This is a genomic window from Novosphingobium marinum (genome assembly GCF_013408095.1).
Taxonomy (GTDB): Bacteria; Pseudomonadota; Alphaproteobacteria; order Sphingomonadales; family Sphingomonadaceae; genus Novosphingobium; species Novosphingobium marinum.
The window spans coordinates 237,999-255,697 of record NZ_JACBZF010000004.1 but is presented as its reverse complement, the minus strand read 5'-3'; the positions used below and the strand labels follow the sequence as shown (position 1 = coordinate 255,697).

Genomic DNA, 17,699 nt, shown 5'->3' with positions numbered 1-17,699 from the left:
GCGCGCTCAGTCGGCCCGCAATGTCAGCAGGTAGGCTGCCAGGTCCTCGGCATGGTCTGGGGCGAGGGTGAAATCCATCGCGACCGGATAGTTGTGCGAATCCTGGAGGAACGCCTGCAGGGTTTCGTAGGTCAGCCCCTCCCGTCCGGCGATCGATGAAAAGGCCGGAGCCTCGGGGTTGGGCGAGATGCGCAGCGGCTCGATCGCATGGCAGGTCGCGCAGCGCTCGCGCGCAAACGAAAGTCCCTGCGCTGCCCGGGACGTTATCTGCTCCGCCTCGTGAGCGGTGGATACGGTTCCCGGCGGCGATGCGCACGCAGACAGGAGCGCAAGCGCGGGCAATGCCGTGCCCGGCGACCGCATCGGGCGGATGCCGCGCCGCATCACGGTCTCGTCCTTGCAAACGGCTTGTTAAGCCGGACGATCTGCGCGTTGAGGATCGAGGCGAAACTCACCCACGCCAGATAAGGCACGATCAGCCAGCTGGCGAGCTCCGACCACTGCCGAATACCGATGCACATCGCCAGGACCGAGACCCACAGGAACGGTACTTCCAGAAGCGCCCAGTCCGGTCGCCGCGCCTTGAAGAACAGCGGCGACCACAGGAAGTGGAAGACGAAGTTCGCGCCGTAGAGCGTCAGCAGCAGTTGCCGGTCGTTTTCGCTGACAGTGCCACGCCACGCCAGCACGAAAGCCCACGCGGCCAGGCCGAGGATGATCGTCCACGCCGGACCGAACAGCCAGTCCGGCGGCTGCCACCGCGGCTTCTCGAGGTCGTGGTACCACTCGTCGATCGTCGTCAGCAGCCCGCCCCCGCCGGCGAGAATGACAGCCCATGCGATGGCGAAGATGACCTCGAAACTCATGGCCTGCAGCCTAGGGGCCGCAGGTGCGCGAAGCAATTCACATGATGACGGGATGCAAATGGTGCCGCTTACAGGACTCGAACCTGTGACCCCCGCATTACGAATGCGATGCTCTACCAACTGAGCTAAAGCGGCCTGCGCCGGGCAGGTGGCGGCCTTTACCGGCGGGCGGGCACCGGTGCAAGGGGTTTGGTGAGGCGCGGCCGCGGTGCGCGCGATCCGGCGAGGACTGGCGTTTTGGGCAGGTGGTTCCCGTGCGGGCGAACGGCTTGAGTGCCGTCCGGGCTCAACGAGGAGAATGCGAACGTGGCGGGCAGGATCGAAGGCAAGACGGCACTGGTGACAGGGGCGGCATCAGGACTCGGCGCCGCGATTGCCAAGGGCTTCGCAGCGGAGGGCGCCACGGTGGTGCTCGCCGACATCGACGAGGAGGGGGCAGGCACGCTGGCCACCGAAATCGGCGCGGCGGCCAGCGCGCTCGGTCTCGACGTCACGAAGGAGCAGGACTGGATCGACGCTTTCGGCGCGGTCGGTGAGCGTCACGGGCGGGTCGACGTCCTCGTCAACTGCGCAGGGATCACCACGGTCGGTTCGGTCGAGGACCTTGATGTCGAGGCGTTCCGACACATGCTCGACATCGATCTCGTCGGCGTATTCCTCGGCTGCAAGCACGTCATTCCGCTGATGAAGCGAACCGGCGGTTCGGTGATCAACATCGCCTCGATGGCCAGCATCAAGGCCTCGCACTACCTGGCGGGCTACAACGCAGCGAAGGCGGGTGTTGCGCACATGACGAAATCGATCGCGCTTCACTATGCGCGCCAGGGTTACGGCATGCGTTGCAATTCGGTGCACCCCGGGGTGATTCACACACCGATACTCGACAAGGTCATGGCCCAGTCCGACGAGCCCGAGGCGCTGTTCGACGAATGGGTGCGGGGTCACCCGGTCGGTCGGATCGGCAAGCCGGACGAGATCGCGGCGATCTGCCTCTACCTTGCCAGCGACGAATCGGCCTTCGCGACCGGGGCGGAATTCGTCGTCGACGGCGGTTCGTCGCTCTAGTCCTCCGCGCACAGTAATCGGCTCGACGCTCGTCGTATCGGGTAAGTCGTTCGTCGAGGTTCGAAGTCGTTCGTCAGAAACGACCAGCGCCGGTCGAGCGTAATCGCGCGGCAATCGAAGACGAGGTGAGACCGGCGACCGTTCCTGTCAGAACACACTCATCGCAACGGCCAAGACGGCCACCAACGCAAGATGAGGAGGAAGACACCATGAAGACCACTTTCGCAATCGCCGCCGCCCTGGGCATGGCTCTCACCACCGGCACCGCCTTCGCCAAGGACGTCGAAGTGCGCTACGACGATCTCGACCTCAACTCGGTATCCGGCCAGGTCGAACTGGAAAAGCGCATGGACGACGCAGCTCGCGAGGCCTGCCGCTACGACGAGCCCCGCATCGGATCGCGCCTTCGTTCTGCCGAATCGGTGAAGTGCTACAAGGCCGCCTCGATCAAGGCCAAGAGCCAGATGGCGCAGGTTATCGACAACGTTCGCCGCGGCGGCTGATCTCCCGCCACTTTCCCCCGAAGTGACCGCCGCAGCATGAGGCGGACCGCTCCCCCAGCGGTCCGCCTCGTTGCATTGGTGGTTGACCCGCAGCAGTCCGCGCTGTCGTATGCGTTCCCGATCGGCACCGCCCGGTGCCGCAAAGTCCCATCCGGAACGAGAGGCGGAAAGACCCGATGAAAGCAGCCTGGTATACCGAGAACGGCGGCCCCGAAGTGCTCGAGTACGGAGACCTGCCCGATCCGGAAGTCGGCGCGAAGACCGTGCTCGTGCGGGTCGAGTGGATCTCGATCGAGGGCGGCGACCTGCTCAACCGCATTCACGTTCCGCCGAGGACGAAGCCTTTCGTGCCGGGGTATCAGGCGGCGGGCATCGTCGAGGCGGTCGGTGCGGAAGTTTCGCGCTTCGCCGTGGGCGACAGGGTCATGGCGTTCGACTGGAACGGCAGCCACGCCGAACTGTTCGCGGTTCCCGAGCACTATGCCTACGCCGTGCCCGATGGCATCGACCTGCGGCTGGCATCGACGATCCCCGTGCCGTTCGGCACCGCGCACGATTCGCTGTTCGAGTACGGCGACGTCGCGCCGGGCGAGACCGTGCTGGTGCAGGGCGCTGCAGGCGGTGTCGGGCTTTCGGCGGTGCAGCTTGCCGCGAAGGCGGGCGCGACGGTCATCGGCACGGCATCGGGCAAGGACCGCCTCGCGCGCATCGAGCCCTTCGGCCTCCACCACGGCATCGACTATACGAGCGAGGACATCGCCGAACGCTGCAGGGAGATCACGGGCGGCAAGGGCGTCGACATGGTGCTCGACCTCGCGGGCGGGCGCGGCAAGGACAAGCTGGTCGAAGCGCTGCGACCGCATGGCCGGTACCAGGTGATCGGCGCCGCCGAGGGCACGTTGCCGACCTTCAACTTCTTCGAGCTCATCAGGAAGGCGATGCGCGTGAACGGCATATCGTTCGGTCGCGACATGCACACGACGCGGGTGCGCGACATGCTGGCAGATCTCACGTCCAAGGTCGCCTCGGGCGAGCTGCAGATGCCGGTCGAACGCGAGTTCCCGCTCTCGCAGGTGCGCGAGGCGCATACCTTCGTCGCCGAGGGCCATCCCTTCGGCAGGGTGCTGATGAAGCCTTGAGCTGCCGGACGAACAGGATGGAGGCCCGAGCCGGAATCGAACCGGCGTATACGGATTTGCAGTCCGCTGCGTCACCACTCCGCCATCGGGCCGTCCGGGCGTATTCGCGTGGGAAGGCGGCCCTAACAATGGTTTGTGGCCCGCGCAATCGGATTCGGCGGCTTGCCGCAAACCCGTGCCCCCGGACGATGCCGGGCGAGGTTGTGGCATGATGTTGGGAGCGGTCCTCGCAGGCGGTGGCTCGACACGCTTCGGCAGCGACAAGGCGCTGGCCGAGCACGAGGGGCACACGCTGCTGGCCCGCGCCGTCGACGCGCTTTCGGGCTGGTGCGAATATGTCGTCGTGGCCGGGCGCCCGACCGCCCCGGCACCGACCATTCCCGACTGGCCCCGCCCCGACATGGGGCCGCTGGCCGGCATTGCGGCGGCGCTGCGGCTTGCGCGGGACGAGGGATACGATCTGGTTCTGACCTGCGGGGTCGATTCGGTCGGGCTTCCCGAAAACCTGCCGGAAGCCCTCGGACCCGCACCCGCATGCTTCGCCAGCCAGCCTGTCATCGGCCTCTGGCCGGTCGATGCCGTCTCCGTAGTGGAGGCGCTGCTGTCCGATCCCGGCGAGCGTCATTCGATGCTGCGTTTCGCCGAACTGGTCGACGCGCGGCTGGTGGAAGGTGCAGCCGTTGCGAACGTCAACACACCCGCAGATCTCGCCGCGCTCTCACGCCGGAGCGACGGCACCTAATCAATCCGGCGACCCTCGCGGACGATCGGCGCGGAAATCAAATGGTCGCCCGGATCGCCTGCGCGGGAAAGCGGCACCGCACTCTCGCGACTGTTTTCGAAGGCAGGACGAACGGCATATCCGCCGGGAACGGTTTCCACCATCGCTCCGAGGCCGACCGCCTCGAGCTTGGACCGCAAGCGCGAGACGTGGACGGCAAGGCTGTTGGTCTCCGGCACGAATTCGAGGCGCCATACGTCCCTGAGCAGCGCAGACCTCGAGACCGCGCCGCCCGCTTCCTCGCCCAATCGCCAGAGCAATTCGAATTCGCGCGGATGCAGGGCGAGCGGACGATCGTCCAGGAACGCCTCGCGCGCCATCAGGTCGAGCATCAGCGGGCCGATCGTGCGGCGGGGAGGCAGCATCGCCATCGCTTCGCCCAGACGCATCGCGCGTGCTTCCAGTTCGGGAAGGGCGATGGCCTCGCCGACGACTTCGCCGAAGCCGAGCCTGAGCATCCTTGCCCGCTCTGCCGCGCTTCGCACGCCGAGGAGCATGATCGAATGGCGTCGCGCCTCGTTCGCCATAGCAAGGATCCCGATCCAACGCGCCGGCGGGATGTTTCCGAACTGCGCCAGTGCTGGAACCGCGCGGGCCAGGCCGGGCCGCTGCTCGAGTTTCCAGCCGCAGGTGCGCAGGTCGTAGCAGTCAGGAATCCCGCCCGGAGACAGCCAGCGAAAAAGGCGCAATTGGATCGTCTTCCCGTCCGCCCGAAAACACGCTCAAGTTGCCGCTTCCAAAACGATTTGTCACCTCAGTCCCGCGAGGTGTTCACTCCCTTGCTGGCCAGGTAGCGCTTGACGTTGCGCGCGGCCTGCCTGAGGCGCTGCTCGTTCTCCACCATCGCAATGCGCACGAAGCCTTCGCCGTCCTCGCCGTAGCCGACGCCAGGCGCGACCGCGACCTCGGCCTCGGTCAGCAGTTCCTTGGAGAACTCGAGGCTTCCCATCTCCCTGAGGGCGGGTGGCAGCGGCGCCCAGGCGAACATCGATGCCTTGGGCGCGGGAATGTCCCACCCTGCGCGACCGAAGGCCTCGACCATCACGTCGCGCCGCTTCTGGTAGAGTTGCCGGTTCTTCTCGACGATGTCCTGCGGACCGTTCAGCGCGGCGCAGGCGGCGGCCTGTACCGGGGTGAAGGCGCCATAATCGAGATAGCTCTTCACTCGCGTCAGCGCGGAGATCATCCGGCGGTTGCCTACCGCAAAGCCAATGCGCCAGCCTGCCATCGAATAGGTCTTTGACATGCTGGTGAATTCCACCGCGACGTCCTTCGCCCCCGGAACCTCGAGGATCGAGCGGGTCGGGCATCCGTCATAATAGAGTTCGGAGTAGGCGAGGTCCGAAAGCACCCAGACCCGGTTCTCCCTGGCCCAGGCGACGAGCCGTTCGTAGAAGGCAAGGTCGACCGTCTCGGCGGTGGGGTTCGACGGGAAGTTCACGATCAGGACCGATGGACGCGGCACCGTGAAGGCCACCGCGCGGTCGAGCGATTCCCAGTAGTGCTCGTCGGGCGTCGTCGGCACCGAGCGGATGGTCGCTCCGGCAATGATGAAGCCGAAGGTGTGGATCGGGTAGCTGGGATTCGGGGCCAGCACGACATCGCCGGGTGCGGTGATCGCCGTGGCAAGGCTCGCCAGGCCCTCCTTCGACCCCATCGTCACGACGACTTCGCTTTCGGGATCGAGATCGACGTTGAACCGGCGGCCGTAGTAGTTCGCCTGCGCGCGCCTGAGGCCGGGGATGCCTTTCGACTGCGAATAGCCATGCGCGTCGGGCTTCTGCGCAACTTCGCACAGCTTCTCGATCACGTGCGGCGGCGGCGGCAGGTCGGGGTTGCCCATGCCGAGGTCGATGATGTCCCGACCCGCCTGGCGTGCCGCGTGGCGCATCGCGTTGACTTCGGCGATGACATAGGGCGGCAGGCGCTTGATGCGGTAGAACTCGTCTTCCATGACCTCTCGACATTGCTGTTGCGCGGCCAGATTGCCGCACGGCGCCCCCTGTAATCGATAAAGAGAGTCTGGCAAACGGGCGATGTGCGGGTCTAGGATGCCCGCCGAGCACGAGGCCGCGCAGCCCGCCCGTACGGCGATCGCGATCGGGCCTTAGGAGATGTAGCGACATGGCAGACCGTCCCAAGCAGCAGCCCGACGAGGTGATCGACGCTTTCACGGGGCTCTTGAAGAGCCAGTCGGATGCGACGAGGCAGATGATGGAAGCGCTGCTGCCCGGCACGGAAATCCCGGTCCCGGATACCGACGACGCCGCGCAGTGGGCGGAGGCCGGCAAGAAGCTCCAGAAGCTGCTGATCGATTTCCAGTCCGAGCAGGCGCGCAAGGTCGGCGCGGCTCCGACGCCCTATGCCGATCCGGCGAAATGGTTCGCGACCTACAGCAGCTGGTACGGCCAGATGCCGCTGTCCGACCCCGACACGCAGAAGAAGCTCTGGGAGGACGGGCTCGCGCTGTTCGAGACCGTGCTCGGCCAGTACGGCATCGGCCCGCGCGCCGAGGAGAAGGGGGGCGAAGCGCCCGAGCTGCCGCGCAAGGACCGTCGCTTTTCGGACCCGCGCTGGAGCGAAAATCCGTTCTTCGCGATTGTCCACCAGGCTTACCTGATGCTGAGCGAGAACATCGAGCAGATCGCCGAGAACCTCGACGGGATCGAACCTGCCAGGAAGCGGCAGATGGTCTTCGCGACACGCATGCTGCTCGATGCGCTGAGCCCGTCGAACTTCCCGCTGACCAATCCCGTGGCCCTCGAGCGGGTGCGCGAGACGAAGGGCGAAAGCTTGGTCAAGGGCCTTGAAAACCTGCTTTCGGACCTGACGCGCGGCCAGCTGACGCATTCGGATCCCAGGGCCTTCGAACTGGGCAAGGACCTCGCCGCGACCCCCGGCAAGGTGGTTTACGAGACGCCGCTGTTCCAGCTCATCCAGTACGCGCCGACGACGGAGAAGGTGCTCGAGGCGCCGCTCGTCATCTTTCCGCCGTGGATCAACCGGTTCTACATCCTCGATCTCGTCCCCAGGAAAAGCTTCGTCAAATGGGCCGTCGATCAGGGGCTGACCGTTTTCATGGTCTCCTGGAAGTCGGCGGATGCGAGCATGGCGGACCTCGAATGGGACGATTACATCGCCGCCCAGATCGAGGCGATCGACAAGGTCTGCGAACGCCTGAAGGTCCCCTCCGCGCACACGATCGGCTATTGCGTGGCGGGAACCACGCTCGCCGCGACTCTGGCCGTCCTTGCCCGCAAGGGCGAGGCGGACAAGGTCAGGAGCGCGACCTTCTTCACCGCGCAGGTCGATTTCGAGCATGCCGGCGACCTCAAGAACTTCGTGGACGACGCCTCGATCGAAGTGATCGGCCAGCTCGCGCAGGACGGCTACGTCGACGGTCGCTATCTTGCCGCGACGTTCAACCTGCTTCGCGGCAACGAGCTTCTCTGGAACTACGTCTCGAAGAACTACCTGATGGGCGAGGAGCCCACCGCGTTCGACCTGCTGCACTGGAACGGCGACGTCACCAACCTGCCCGCCAAGTGGCACCGCAGGTACCTGCGCGATCTCTACCGCGACAACCGGCTCGTCGTGCCCGATTCGCTGAAGGCCTGCGGCGTGCCGCTCGACCTCAGGCGGATCGAGACGCCATGCTACATCCAGGCCGGGCGCGAGGACCATATCGCGCCGGTCGAAAGCGTGTGGAAGCTGACACGGTACCTCTCCGGCCCGTGGACCTTCCTGCTGGCCGGGTCCGGCCATATCGCGGGAGTGGTCAATCCGCCCGCCGCCGGGAAATACCAGTACTGGGTCAATGACGCGAACCCGGATTCGCTCGACGACTTCATCGCCGGCGCTACCGAGTATCCCGGCAGCTGGTGGCCGCACTGGGAGGCATGGCTGCGCGACCACGATCCGGCGGAAGTGAACGCCAGGGGCAAGCGCAAGCCTGGCGGGCGCGGCGACAAGGTGGTCGAGGACGCTCCGGGGCGCTACGTCAAGACGCGCTGAGGACCTCTATTCCCGCGACTGCGGCGTGGCTTCTTTTTCACTTTTGTTGCACTGCACAAAAAGTGGTTGACCCCGCATCCGGCATGCCTTATATTGCACTGCAGCATACGGGGTGAGACGTGTTTTCGCCCCTTGACGCTCAAGCAGTTTCGAAAGGGCATTCGGGAATGGCCGAGAAAGACGACAACAAGGCCGAAGCTTCGGCAGAGAAGGCATACGCTGCAGCTTCGGAAGCTGCATCCGATACGCCGGTCGAGAAGACGGCCGAGCCGGAAGCGAAGCCTGCCGAGCCTGCCAAGGCAGCGGCCAAGCCTGCTGCCAAGAAGGCGGCGGCCAAGGCTCCCGCGAAGCCCGCGGCCCGCGCCAAAGCGGCGCCGAAGGCTGCGAAGCCTCGCAAGGCTCCGGCCAAGCCGGCCAGGAAAACCCCGGCTGCGAAGCCGGCGGCCAGCGCGAAACCGGTTGCTGCGGAAAAGCCCGCTGCCGCGCCCGCGCCTCAGAAGAAGGTCGAGCCGGCCAAGAGTACGGCCCCGGCACCGAAGTCCGTTACCGCATCGAAAACCCCGTTCAACTTCACGCTTAAGGATACCACTATGCAGATGGCACCGCAGTTTTCCGAAAACATGAGCAAAGTCATGACCGAAGCCCAGTCGAAGGCGCAGGAAGCTTTCGAGAAGAGCAGCGCGATGCTCGGCGACTACACCGAGTTTGCCAAGGGCAACGTCGAAGCCATGGTCGAATCGGGCAAGATCTTCGCCGCCGGCATGCAGGACATGGGCACCAACCTCGTCGCCGAAAGCCGCACCGCTTTCGAAACGATGAGCTCGGACGTCAAGGAAATGGCTTCGGCCAAGACTCCCTCCGACTTCATGAAGATCCAGAGCGACATCATGAAGCGCAACTTCGACCAGGCCGTTGCCTATAGCTCGGCCAACAGCGAAGCGATGCTCAAGCTCGTCAACGAGACCATGGCGCCGATCTCCAGCCGCGTCAGCCTCGCGGTCGAGAAGGTCCGCACCGCGGCCTGAAACGCCCGATAGTCGCCGCGTCCATGACTGCGGCGACCGGCAGACAAGCACGGGCCGGGCGGCATTGCCGTCCGGCCCGTTCGTCGTTAGAGCCCGCTGGAAGCCCCAGCGGCTTGTCCTGTGCCCCCGCAATGCGATATTCTTGTTACATGCTAGCAACCGGCAACGTTGATGATTCCCTGCTTCGCGCCGTCCGCAACGCGGGCGAAGGCGAGGGACCGGGTGACGGAGACGACGGGCAGGGCCAGGTCGGCATCGCTACCAAGGCGCGTGCGAAACCGAAGAAGCCCAGCCAGTTCAAGGTGCTGATGCTCAACGACGATTACACACCGATGGAATTCGTCGTGATGGTCCTGAAGCGGTTCTTCAACATGGATCTCGAGCAGGCGACACGAGTGATGCTCCACGTGCACCAGAAGGGTGTGGGCGTGTGCGGCATCTTTCCCTACGAAATAGCCGAGACCAAGGTGAATCAGGTGATGGATTTCGCCCGGCAGAACCAGCATCCGCTGCAGTGCACTCTGGAGAAGGCCTGATCCGCACGGTGCCTTTCCGGCGGCGAAGCGCCGACCTGGCGAACGTCACGTTTCACGTCCTAGGCTTGCCCACAGGGGTTCGGGCGGGATAAGGCGGCGTTGAAGGTCCGGCCGAACCGGATCGCACGACCGCTACGAGCAGGCAGGCCGCTTGAAATTCCTTACCGCCATCGACCGCTACATTTTCCGGCTGGTGCTCATGCCGATGCTGGGCGTGTTCGTGATCGCGGCATCGCTGCTCATTCTCGACAAGATGCTCCGCCTCTTCGACTTCGTGGCGACCGAGGGCGGGCCGATCGGCGTCGTTTTCAAGATGCTGGCGAACCTGCTGCCCGAATACGCCAGCCTCGCCATCCCCCTTGGCCTGATGCTCGGCATCCTTATCGCCTTCCGCAAGCTGGCGACGTCGAGCGAGCTCGACGTGATGCGCGCCGTGGGGCTCAGCTACACCCGGCTCCTGCGCGTGCCGTTCATCATCACGGTGCTGCTGGCGGCTCTCAATTTCGCGATCGTCGGCTACATGCAGCCGCTTTCGCGGTACTATTACGAGCAGCTCCAGTTCGAACTCCGGTCCGGTGCCCTCGGCGCGTCGATCAAGGTCGGCGAGTTCACCACGCTGCAGGACCGCATGGGCCTCCGGATCGAGGAGAGCCGCGAAGGGGGCTCGCGCCTCATCGGAATCTTCGCGCGCGTTGCGAACGACAAGGGTCAGGTGCTTTCCATTTCGGCGCGCGAAGGGCAGTTCCTGGCGCTGGAGGGTTCACCCGACACGATCATCCTGCGCCTGCTCGACGGGCAGATCGTCCAGGACACGACCGGCGGCGATCCGCGGGTCCTCAGCTTCACGCGTCACGACCTTCCCATCGACCTGCCCACGATCGAACGCTTTCGCGAACGCGGAGGCAAGGATCGCGAATACATCCTGCCCGAACTGCTCAGGATCGGCTGGAGCCCGGCAGCTCCGGAGGAGGCGCGCGTGTCCAGCCAGGCGGCCTTCAATTACCGCATGGTCGAAGTGGTCATGATGCTGCTGCTCCCGCTGCTTGCGGTGGCGCTTGCCATTCCGCCCAAGCGATCGACGTCCGCGCTGGGGCTGTTCGTCTCGATCGTGCTCGTCGTCGCCTATCACAAGATAAACCAGTACGGCGAAGCCGTGGCGGCGCTGGGACTGATCAACCCGATCGTGGCGCTGTGGGGGCCGTTCTTCGTCTTCGCAGCGCTGATCCTGTGGATGTACTATCGTGTCGCCTACGTGCCCGGCGGTCAGGCGATCGGCTGGCTCGAGAAATTCGCCGCCGACGTCGCCAAGCGCGTCAAGAAGCTGCTCAAGCGCCATCGCGTGCCGGGCCTGCCCGATCCGCAACCCGCGTGAGCTGAAGGACGCGCATGCACCTCGAATTCTTCCCGTCGAAGACACTGACGTTCTATCTGGCGCGCCTTTTCATCACCCGCATCCTGGCGGTGCTGGTGATGCTCGTGCTGATCCTCATGATGCTCGACCTGCTGGGCGAGAGCGGCAAGATCCTTGCCGCAGAAGGCAACGGCGATGCGCAGCTGTGGACGTATGCCGGCCTGCGCGTGCCGCAGCTCGTCGCCCGATTCCTGCCCTACTCGGTGCTGCTGGCAACGATTATCACGCTGGCGACGCTCAACCAGAACAGCGAGGTCATCTCGATGAAGGCGGCGGGGCTGTCCGCGCACCAGGTGCTCGCGCCGCTGCTGCTCACGGCGGCGCTGGTCTCGCTCGCCAGCTTCGTCTTCAACGAAAGGATCGTGACGCGTGCCACCGCCACCCTCGACGCGTGGCAGGCGGTCGACTACGGACCCGTGCCCGAGGATTCGGGCGTGCGGAGCAACGTCTACTTGCGCGACGGGGGCAACATCATGCTGGCCGCATCCCTGTCCGGGAGCGGCAACGCGATGCGCATGCAGGGCGTCACCTACTATCGCCGCGACGCCGGCGGAACGATCGTCGAGCAGATTCGTGCCGATTCGGCGACCTTCGCCAATCCCGGCTGGCGGCTCGACAACGCGACCGCCTTCGACGTGCGCGAGACCACCACGCGCGAGGCCGGCACTCTGGTGCTTGCAGAGGACGTAGAGCCCTCGCAGATCGCGATCAGCTCGGTCGATGCCGATTCGCAGAACCTGATGGAACTGTCGCGCTCGATCGAGGCGTTGCAGGCCGCCGGTCGCCGCACGACGCAGCTCGAAGCGGCATGGTGGCACAAGATCTCCGGGCCGCTCTCGGCCATGCTCATGCCTCTGCTGGGAGCGATCGCCGCTTTCGGGCTGGCGCGATCGGGACAGCTGCTCGTTCGCGCGATCATCGGCATGGCGCTCGGCTTCGCCTATTTCGTCGTCGACAACGCCGCGCTCGCCATGGGCAACTTCGGCGGATACCCTCCACTCATCGCGGCCTGGGCGCCGTTCCTGCTGTTCGCGCTGGTCGGCGAGACCGTGCTCGTGCGGACCGAGGAATAAGGTCGCTCAGCGAGGGCGCATCGTGCTGCGCGCGATCCTCCCGATCAGGTGGAGCAGCCCTGGATGGCTTGCCCGCGCGTAAGTCGTCTCCATGCCGAGGTGCGCCGAAAGCCGGCGATGCGCCTCGCCCAGCGAATGATAGGGCATGCTGGGCAGCAGGTGGTGCAGCGCGTGGTAACGAAGGCCGACGGGCGCCCACAGGAAAGGCAGCACGCCGGGCGGGGGCACGTTGACCGAATCGAGGTACTGGGCCGTCACCGTCATCGCTTCGCCCTCGTTCTCCCACAGGTGCGCAACGAGAGTGCGCAGCTGGTTGAGCACGGCGACGGCGGAAATGATGCCGAAGGCGATGGCCAGCGGCATCCAGCCGATCACGAAGATGCTGGCGACGAGCGCGAACGACCACAGCGTCGTCCCCAGTTCCTGCCAGAAGACCATTCGCCCGAAATCGCCTGTCGGAAGGCGGCGGCGGAAGGCGGGATTGATCGCCAGCGCCGATGCCCGCTCCCAGACCAGCCTGCGAACAGGCGGCAGCACGATTCCTAGCGGCACGAGGACGGCGGAGCGGACCAGCAGCGCCACCGGCAGGAGGATTGCCGTCACCAGGAACAGCGGCAGCGACCACCACTTCATCAGCGCGAGCGGGAGGTACTCCGGGTCTTCCCGCGTCCCGTAGCGCGTGCGCGCGTGATGCAGCGTATGCACGTTCTCGTACATGAAGGAGGGCGTCAGGAGCGGGATCCCGACGAGCAGGTTCCAGGCGAACCGGAAGCCGGGAAGCGCATCGCGATGGATGTGCGTCAGTTCGTGAATGAACAGCAGGGCGCGGTACAGCGCGAGCACGGCTACCACGGCGAAAACGACTGTCAGCGCAGCTCCCTCTGCAAGGATCGCCCCTGCGAGCGCGGCATAGCCGACGAAGGCCGAGCCGAGCATGTCGGGCCAGTAGATCGCGGGCCGCGCGTCCGAAATGTCGCGGGTAAGTTCGACGGCTGCGCGCAGCATGGCCTTGTCGTCCTCGATCGCGACGCGGTTCGCGGCCGGCCGAGCGATCGTCGGTTCGTTCGTGCCCTGTGCGCGGGTCAAGGTTTCCTGCATCGCCATGCCGTCAATTCCACAAGTGGTCCCGGTCGAGTCCCTGTTGCTGCGGGGTGGTCGGTCGTTCGCCGGGGCGCCGTTGGCGCAAGCGAGTTCGCTTGACAAGGTGTCTCGACCGCCCGCATTTCGCGAAACCCGACTTAACTAGACCCGAACAAAGGCAGGAACGTGGCCGCGGCCGAGCTATTCATCGAACCCGTTTCCGACAAGGCCGCGCGTGCCGAATTCGTCGATCTTGCCTATCGCATGCATGCCGGGGATCCCAACTGGGTATCGAATTTGCGGATCGAGGAGCTTGCCAAGTTCACTCCCGGCAAGAACCCGTTCTTCGAACATGCGCGCTGCCAGCTTTTCCTCGCAAGGCGGGGAGGACGCACGGTGGGGCGGATTTCCGCTCACATAGACGAGATCGCGCTCGCCCAGCCACCCGAGCAGGGCATGGGACCGGGAACCGGCAACTGGGGCGCGATGGAGGCCGAGGACGAGGAAACGGCGCGCGCGCTCATCGTCCGGGCCGAGCAGTGGCTTCGCGACGAAGGCATGACTCGCGTCCTGGCGCCGATGAACCTTTCGGTCTGGGAGGAGCCCGGCCTGCTGGTGCGCGGGCACGACCACGCGCCGATGGTCATGATGGGCCACCATCCCGCGCACTACCAGCCGTGGGTCGAGGGCGCGGGGTACGAACGCGTGAAGACGCTCTACACCTACGAACTCGACATCAGGTCCGAATTCCCGCCGATCGTCCGGCGCATCGTCGCCTCGGGGGAGAAGAACCCGAAGATCGTGATCCGCGAGGTCGAACTGAGGCACTTCGACCGGGACGCCGCGATCATTTGCGACATCCTGAACGATGCGTGGGCGGACAACTGGGGGTTCGTGCCGTTTACCGACGAGGAAATCGCGCACACCGGCAAGAAGCTGAAGCCGCTCGTCCATCCCGACCTCATCCGCATCGCCGAATACGAAGGGGAGCCGGTGGCGTTCATGATGACGCTGCCCGACCTCAACCAGGCACAGAAGCGCATCCTGAGAGCCGATGGCCGCCCGTCGCTGCTCGGCTGGCTCAAGCTTCTGCGCTGGCTGCGGCGTCCGCGACCCGCCGACATGCGCGTGCCGCTGATGGGCGTGCGCAAGAAACTGCAATCCTCGCGCCTTGCAAGCCAGCTGGCCTTCATGATGATCGAATACATCCGGCAGGCGGCGATCACGCGCTACGACGGCAAGCGCGGCGAAATCGGCTGGATCCTCGACGACAACAAGGGGATGGTCGCCATCGCCGACACCATCGACAGCACGATCAACCGCGAATACGCGATATACGAGAAGGCGCTCTAGGCGCGGCCCTTTGGCGCCCCTATTTCACCGGAACGCCACGCTTCCTTTACCCTTCGCCGCTAGGCTGGCGCGCGACTGCGAACGAAGGGGAAGGCGCGCAACTATGAACAACCGGTCCTGGCTCGTCGTGCCGGCCAACCGCGAGGCTTCACTTGCCGATGCGGTGGGCTGCGGAGCCGATGCCATCGTGCTGGATCTCGCGGGTCTTGAGGGCCCGGAGCAACAGCGCGGGCGCGAACTGGCGAGCGAGTGGCTGGCCGCCCACCGCCGTCAGGTGACCGAACAGCGCGTCAGCCGCTGGGTGCGAATCAATCCGCTCGATACCAGCGTATGGCGGCCAGACCTTGTCGCCGCGATGCGCAACGCGCCCGACGGCATCCTGCTTCCCGGCGTTGCCTCGCCCAACACGATCCGCCAGATCGGCGCGGAAATCTACGAATTCGAGCAGCGCGGGCAGATCGCGACCAACTCGACGCAGATCGTCGCCCTTGTCGGCGATACGCCGCGAGCGGCGCTTGCGCTTCCCGCGTTCCTCGATGCCGATCACCAGCGACTTGCCGGGCTTGCCTGGGACGCAGAGAGCCTCGGCGCATCGATCGGCGCGACGCGCACCTACGATGCCGCCGCGGGCTGGGCCGATACCTTTCGCTACGTCCGCGCGCAGACCCTGCTTGCAGCGCACGGATGCGGGCTGGCGGCGCTCGACTGGCTCGATCCGGCAGTCGCGGACGAGGCGCTCGCGGTCGCCAGGGTGGCGCGCGGCGACGGGTTCACCGGGATGCTGTGCTCGCGCATCGAACAGGTCGCAGCGATCAACGAAGCCTTCACGCCAAGCGCCGATGAACTCGCCGAAGCGCAACGGCTGGTGTCCGCGCTCGACGGCGACGGTCCGACGGGCGCCTACCCCAAGGACCGCCGCGAGGTCGACCTGTCTCGCCTTCGCGTGGCCAAGGGCCTGATCGAGCTGGGCGAAGCGAGCGCGGCGCAAAGGCGCCCGCCCATCCTGCGACCGGCCTGACGCCTCAGTCCCCGGCGTCTTCCGCGTCCGCTTCCGCTTCCGCGTCTCCGGATGCATCGTCTTCGGGCGCTTCACTGACCAGCGGCGGCTGCGACCGGACGGTATCGTAGGGCAGCATGTCGTCGCTGACGGAGCGCTCGAGGATTTCGCCGCCCGCGCCCGCCTGCCGTTCGGGCACCTTCTGGTCCTCGCAGGCGGAGAGCCCCGTAAACAGGGCCACGGTTATCGCAAGTTGCGCAACTGACTTCATCGGACCTCCTCCGTCGGACACGGGCGATCGAGCGCGGCGAAAAATGCGCCGGCATGGCCCAGCAATGCCCGATCCCAGCCCGCCTGATCAACCTTCACACCAAGCCGCGCAAGGCTGGTAACGCCGTATTCCTCGATCCCGCACGGCACGATGCCGGTGAAGTGCGACAGATCGGGGTCGAGGTTGACCGAGAAGCCGTGCATCGTGACCCAGCGCCGGATGCGAACGCCGATAGCGCCGATCTTGGCTTCGGAGCCGTCCTTCTCGAAAGTCCAGATGCCGATGCGCCCCTCGCGGCGAAACGCCTCGATGCCGAAATCCGCAAGCGTCGTGATCACCCAGCCTTCCAGCGCGTGCACGAACCCGCGCACGTCGCGGGCACGCCGCCTGAGATCGAGCAGGACATAACCCACGCGCTGACCCGGGCCGTGATAGGTGTAGCGCCCGCCGCGCCCCGCCTCGACGACCTCGAATCGCGGATCGAGCAGTTCGCCCGCCGCCGCGCTGGTGCCGGCGGTATAGACCGGCGGATGCTCGAGCAGCCAGACCAGTTCGCCCGCCTCTTCCGCGGCGATCGCCGCGTTGCGCGCGGTCATTTCGTCGAGCGCGGCGCGGTAGGGAACCGGCGATGTTTCGCGCCGCAGTTCGATTTCGGAGGGCCAATCCACGGTTGCGGACAAATCGCTGTGCATGGCGCGTTGCGTGGCCCCATTCGCTGCGGTTATCAAGGCCCCCGCGCGAGGAGGAGCGGGTAATGAAGTTCGACAGCAACCGGGCCTGGAAGCAGGCATCGACGGCGATTTCCGCCAACCGCGACGTCCTGCTGGCGCTGGCCGGCGTGTTCTATCTGCTGCCGGGCCTTGCCTTCGGCCTGCTCCTGCCCGCGCCCGAGCCGACGGCGGGCATGGACGAGGAAGCGATGCTGGCGATGATGACCGGCTATTATGCGTCTGCCTCACCGTTCCTGATACTCGCCATGCTGTTCCAGGCGGCGGGTACGCTGGCGCTGCTCACTCTCCTGACCGACAAGGCCCGCCCAACGGTGGGCGAGGCGATCAAGTCGGGCTTCGGCAATTTCCTATTCTATGTCCTGGCCCAGATCATCCTGGGGCTCGGGATCCTGATCGTCGCTGCGATCGTGCTTGCCATGGCGGGCGCGACCGGGCTTCCGCTGATCGTGGGCGTCGCGCTCGTCGTCGTGGCGGGCGTGGCGATCTATGCGGCGGTCAAGTCCTCGCTGGTGGCCCCGGTCATCGCTGTCGAAGGGCAGCGCAATCCGCTCGAGGCGCTCAAGCGCTCGTGGCTTCTGACCAGGGGCAACGGCTGGCGGCTCGGGCTTTTCTACGCTCTCGTCGCCGTCGCCTTCACAGTGGTGATCCTGATCGCGACAGCGTTCATCGGGATCATCGCCGCGCTCCTGGTGGGACAGGTGACCGGCGAAGTCATCGCGACCGTGGTCTCGGCCACGCTCAGCGCGGTCATGGCGCTCTATTTCGTGGCGATCGTCGCGGCGGCGCACCGGCAGCTTGCCGGGCCTTCGCCCGAAGCGGAAAGCAGGCCGTTCGAATAGGGCCGGGACGCCGGC

At 65.8% G+C, this 17,699-nt stretch carries 19 protein-coding genes and 2 tRNA genes; 12 read left to right on the top strand and 9 right to left on the bottom strand.

Translation table 11 applies throughout. From position 1 onward, the window contains the following. Nucleotides 1-6: 6 nt before the first annotated feature. The 3 genes from FHS75_RS12690 to FHS75_RS12680 form a co-directional block, all read right to left on the bottom strand. Nucleotides 7-384: a c-type cytochrome gene (locus FHS75_RS12690; protein ID WP_179408047.1), complete on the bottom strand. Its 378-nt coding sequence runs from the start codon at nt 382-384 to the stop codon at nt 7-9. After that, nucleotides 384-866 carry a TspO/MBR family protein gene (locus FHS75_RS12685; protein ID WP_179408046.1) on the bottom strand — a complete coding sequence of 161 codons (483 nt, stop codon included), beginning with the start codon at nt 864-866 and terminating at the stop codon, nt 384-386. The genes FHS75_RS12690 and FHS75_RS12685 overlap by 1 nt, the downstream gene beginning before the upstream one ends. Before the next feature lie 59 nt (nt 867-925). Further along, nucleotides 926-1,001, bottom strand: a tRNA-Thr gene (locus FHS75_RS12680). A gap of 138 nt (nt 1,002-1,139) precedes the next feature. Between FHS75_RS12680 and FHS75_RS12675 the strand changes: the two genes are divergently transcribed. The 3 genes from FHS75_RS12675 to FHS75_RS12665 all read left to right on the top strand — a co-directional run bounded on the left by FHS75_RS12675 (nt 1,140) and on the right by FHS75_RS12665 (nt 3,573). After that, nucleotides 1,140-1,931, top strand: coding sequence for a glucose 1-dehydrogenase (locus FHS75_RS12675; protein WP_229735596.1), 792 nt, complete (start codon nt 1,140-1,142; stop codon nt 1,929-1,931). A gap of 209 nt (nt 1,932-2,140) precedes the next feature. Next, nucleotides 2,141-2,434 (top strand): UrcA family protein, encoded by a 294-nt coding sequence (locus FHS75_RS12670; RefSeq protein WP_179408045.1) that lies wholly within the window; start codon nt 2,141-2,143, stop codon nt 2,432-2,434. 176 nt (nt 2,435-2,610) lie between these two features. Further along, a complete protein-coding gene (locus FHS75_RS12665; protein WP_179408044.1) occupies nt 2,611-3,573 on the top strand; it encodes a quinone oxidoreductase family protein in 963 nt (320 codons plus the stop codon). Nucleotides 3,574-3,591: 18 nt separating this feature from the next. On the opposite strand, the gene FHS75_RS12660 is transcribed toward FHS75_RS12665, so the two are convergent. Continuing rightward, nucleotides 3,592-3,665 (bottom strand) — tRNA-Cys (locus tag FHS75_RS12660). 116 nt (nt 3,666-3,781) lie between these two features. Between FHS75_RS12660 and mobA the strand changes: the two genes are divergently transcribed. Then, nucleotides 3,782-4,315 carry a molybdenum cofactor guanylyltransferase gene (mobA, locus tag FHS75_RS12655; RefSeq protein ID WP_179408043.1) on the top strand — a complete coding sequence of 178 codons (534 nt, stop codon included), beginning with the start codon at nt 3,782-3,784 and terminating at the stop codon, nt 4,313-4,315. On the opposite strand, the gene FHS75_RS17910 is transcribed toward mobA, so the two are convergent. After that, nucleotides 4,312-5,043 (bottom strand): winged helix-turn-helix domain-containing protein, encoded by a 732-nt coding sequence (locus FHS75_RS17910; RefSeq protein WP_229735595.1) that lies wholly within the window; start codon nt 5,041-5,043, stop codon nt 4,312-4,314. The two genes, mobA and FHS75_RS17910, sit on opposite strands and share 4 nt — an antisense overlap. Before the next feature lie 65 nt (nt 5,044-5,108). Next, a complete protein-coding gene (locus tag FHS75_RS12645; protein ID WP_179408042.1) occupies nt 5,109-6,308 on the bottom strand; it encodes an LL-diaminopimelate aminotransferase in 1,200 nt (399 codons plus the stop codon). A gap of 170 nt (nt 6,309-6,478) precedes the next feature. Here FHS75_RS12645 and FHS75_RS12640 point away from each other — a divergent pair, with 170 nt between their 5' ends. The 5 genes from FHS75_RS12640 (at nt 6,479) to lptG (ending at nt 12,413) form a co-directional block, all read left to right on the top strand. Continuing rightward, nucleotides 6,479-8,368, top strand: coding sequence for a PHA/PHB synthase family protein (locus tag FHS75_RS12640; protein ID WP_373285013.1), 1,890 nt, complete (start codon nt 6,479-6,481; stop codon nt 8,366-8,368). Between the two features lie 167 nt (nt 8,369-8,535). Further along, nucleotides 8,536-9,393, top strand: a complete 858-nt coding sequence (locus FHS75_RS12635; protein ID WP_179408041.1) for a phasin family protein — start codon at nt 8,536-8,538, stop codon at nt 9,391-9,393. 149 nt (nt 9,394-9,542) lie between these two features. Beyond that, complete coding sequence (gene clpS / locus FHS75_RS12630; protein ID WP_229735594.1) at nt 9,543-9,929, top strand: ATP-dependent Clp protease adapter ClpS; 387 nt, start codon at nt 9,543-9,545, stop codon at nt 9,927-9,929. Nucleotides 9,930-10,080: 151 nt separating this feature from the next. Then, nucleotides 10,081-11,301 carry an LPS export ABC transporter permease LptF gene (lptF, locus tag FHS75_RS12625; RefSeq protein ID WP_179408040.1) on the top strand — a complete coding sequence of 407 codons (1,221 nt, stop codon included), beginning with the start codon at nt 10,081-10,083 and terminating at the stop codon, nt 11,299-11,301. 14 nt (nt 11,302-11,315) lie between these two features. Beyond that, nucleotides 11,316-12,413 (top strand): LPS export ABC transporter permease LptG, encoded by a 1,098-nt coding sequence (gene lptG, locus FHS75_RS12620; protein ID WP_179408039.1) that lies wholly within the window; start codon nt 11,316-11,318, stop codon nt 12,411-12,413. A gap of 6 nt (nt 12,414-12,419) precedes the next feature. Here lptG and FHS75_RS12615 read toward each other — a convergent pair whose 3' ends face one another. Beyond that, the gene (locus FHS75_RS12615) at nt 12,420-13,511 is read right to left on the bottom strand and encodes a fatty acid desaturase family protein (protein ID WP_179408137.1); all 1,092 of its coding nucleotides are present in this window, start codon (nt 13,509-13,511) and stop codon (nt 12,420-12,422) included. A gap of 168 nt (nt 13,512-13,679) precedes the next feature. Here FHS75_RS12615 and FHS75_RS12610 point away from each other — a divergent pair, with 168 nt between their 5' ends. After that, entirely contained in the window at nt 13,680-14,846 is a 1,167-nt protein-coding gene (locus FHS75_RS12610) for an N-acetyltransferase (protein ID WP_179408038.1), read from the top strand. A gap of 103 nt (nt 14,847-14,949) precedes the next feature. Beyond that, entirely contained in the window at nt 14,950-15,864 is a 915-nt protein-coding gene (locus FHS75_RS12605) for an HpcH/HpaI aldolase/citrate lyase family protein (RefSeq protein ID WP_179408037.1), read from the top strand. A gap of 4 nt (nt 15,865-15,868) precedes the next feature. On the opposite strand, the gene FHS75_RS12600 is transcribed toward FHS75_RS12605, so the two are convergent. Further along, nucleotides 15,869-16,114, bottom strand: coding sequence for a hypothetical protein (locus FHS75_RS12600; protein WP_179407815.1), 246 nt, complete (start codon nt 16,112-16,114; stop codon nt 15,869-15,871). After that, nucleotides 16,111-16,806 carry a lipoyl(octanoyl) transferase LipB gene (gene lipB, locus FHS75_RS12595; protein ID WP_179408036.1) on the bottom strand — a complete coding sequence of 232 codons (696 nt, stop codon included), beginning with the start codon at nt 16,804-16,806 and terminating at the stop codon, nt 16,111-16,113. The genes FHS75_RS12600 and lipB overlap by 4 nt, the downstream gene beginning before the upstream one ends. Nucleotides 16,807-16,868: 62 nt before the next feature. On the opposite strand from lipB, the gene FHS75_RS12590 reads away from it, so the two are divergent. Then, nucleotides 16,869-17,684, top strand: a complete 816-nt coding sequence (locus FHS75_RS12590; protein ID WP_179408035.1) for a DUF7847 domain-containing protein — start codon at nt 16,869-16,871, stop codon at nt 17,682-17,684. Nucleotides 17,685-17,699: the final 15 nt, after the last annotated feature.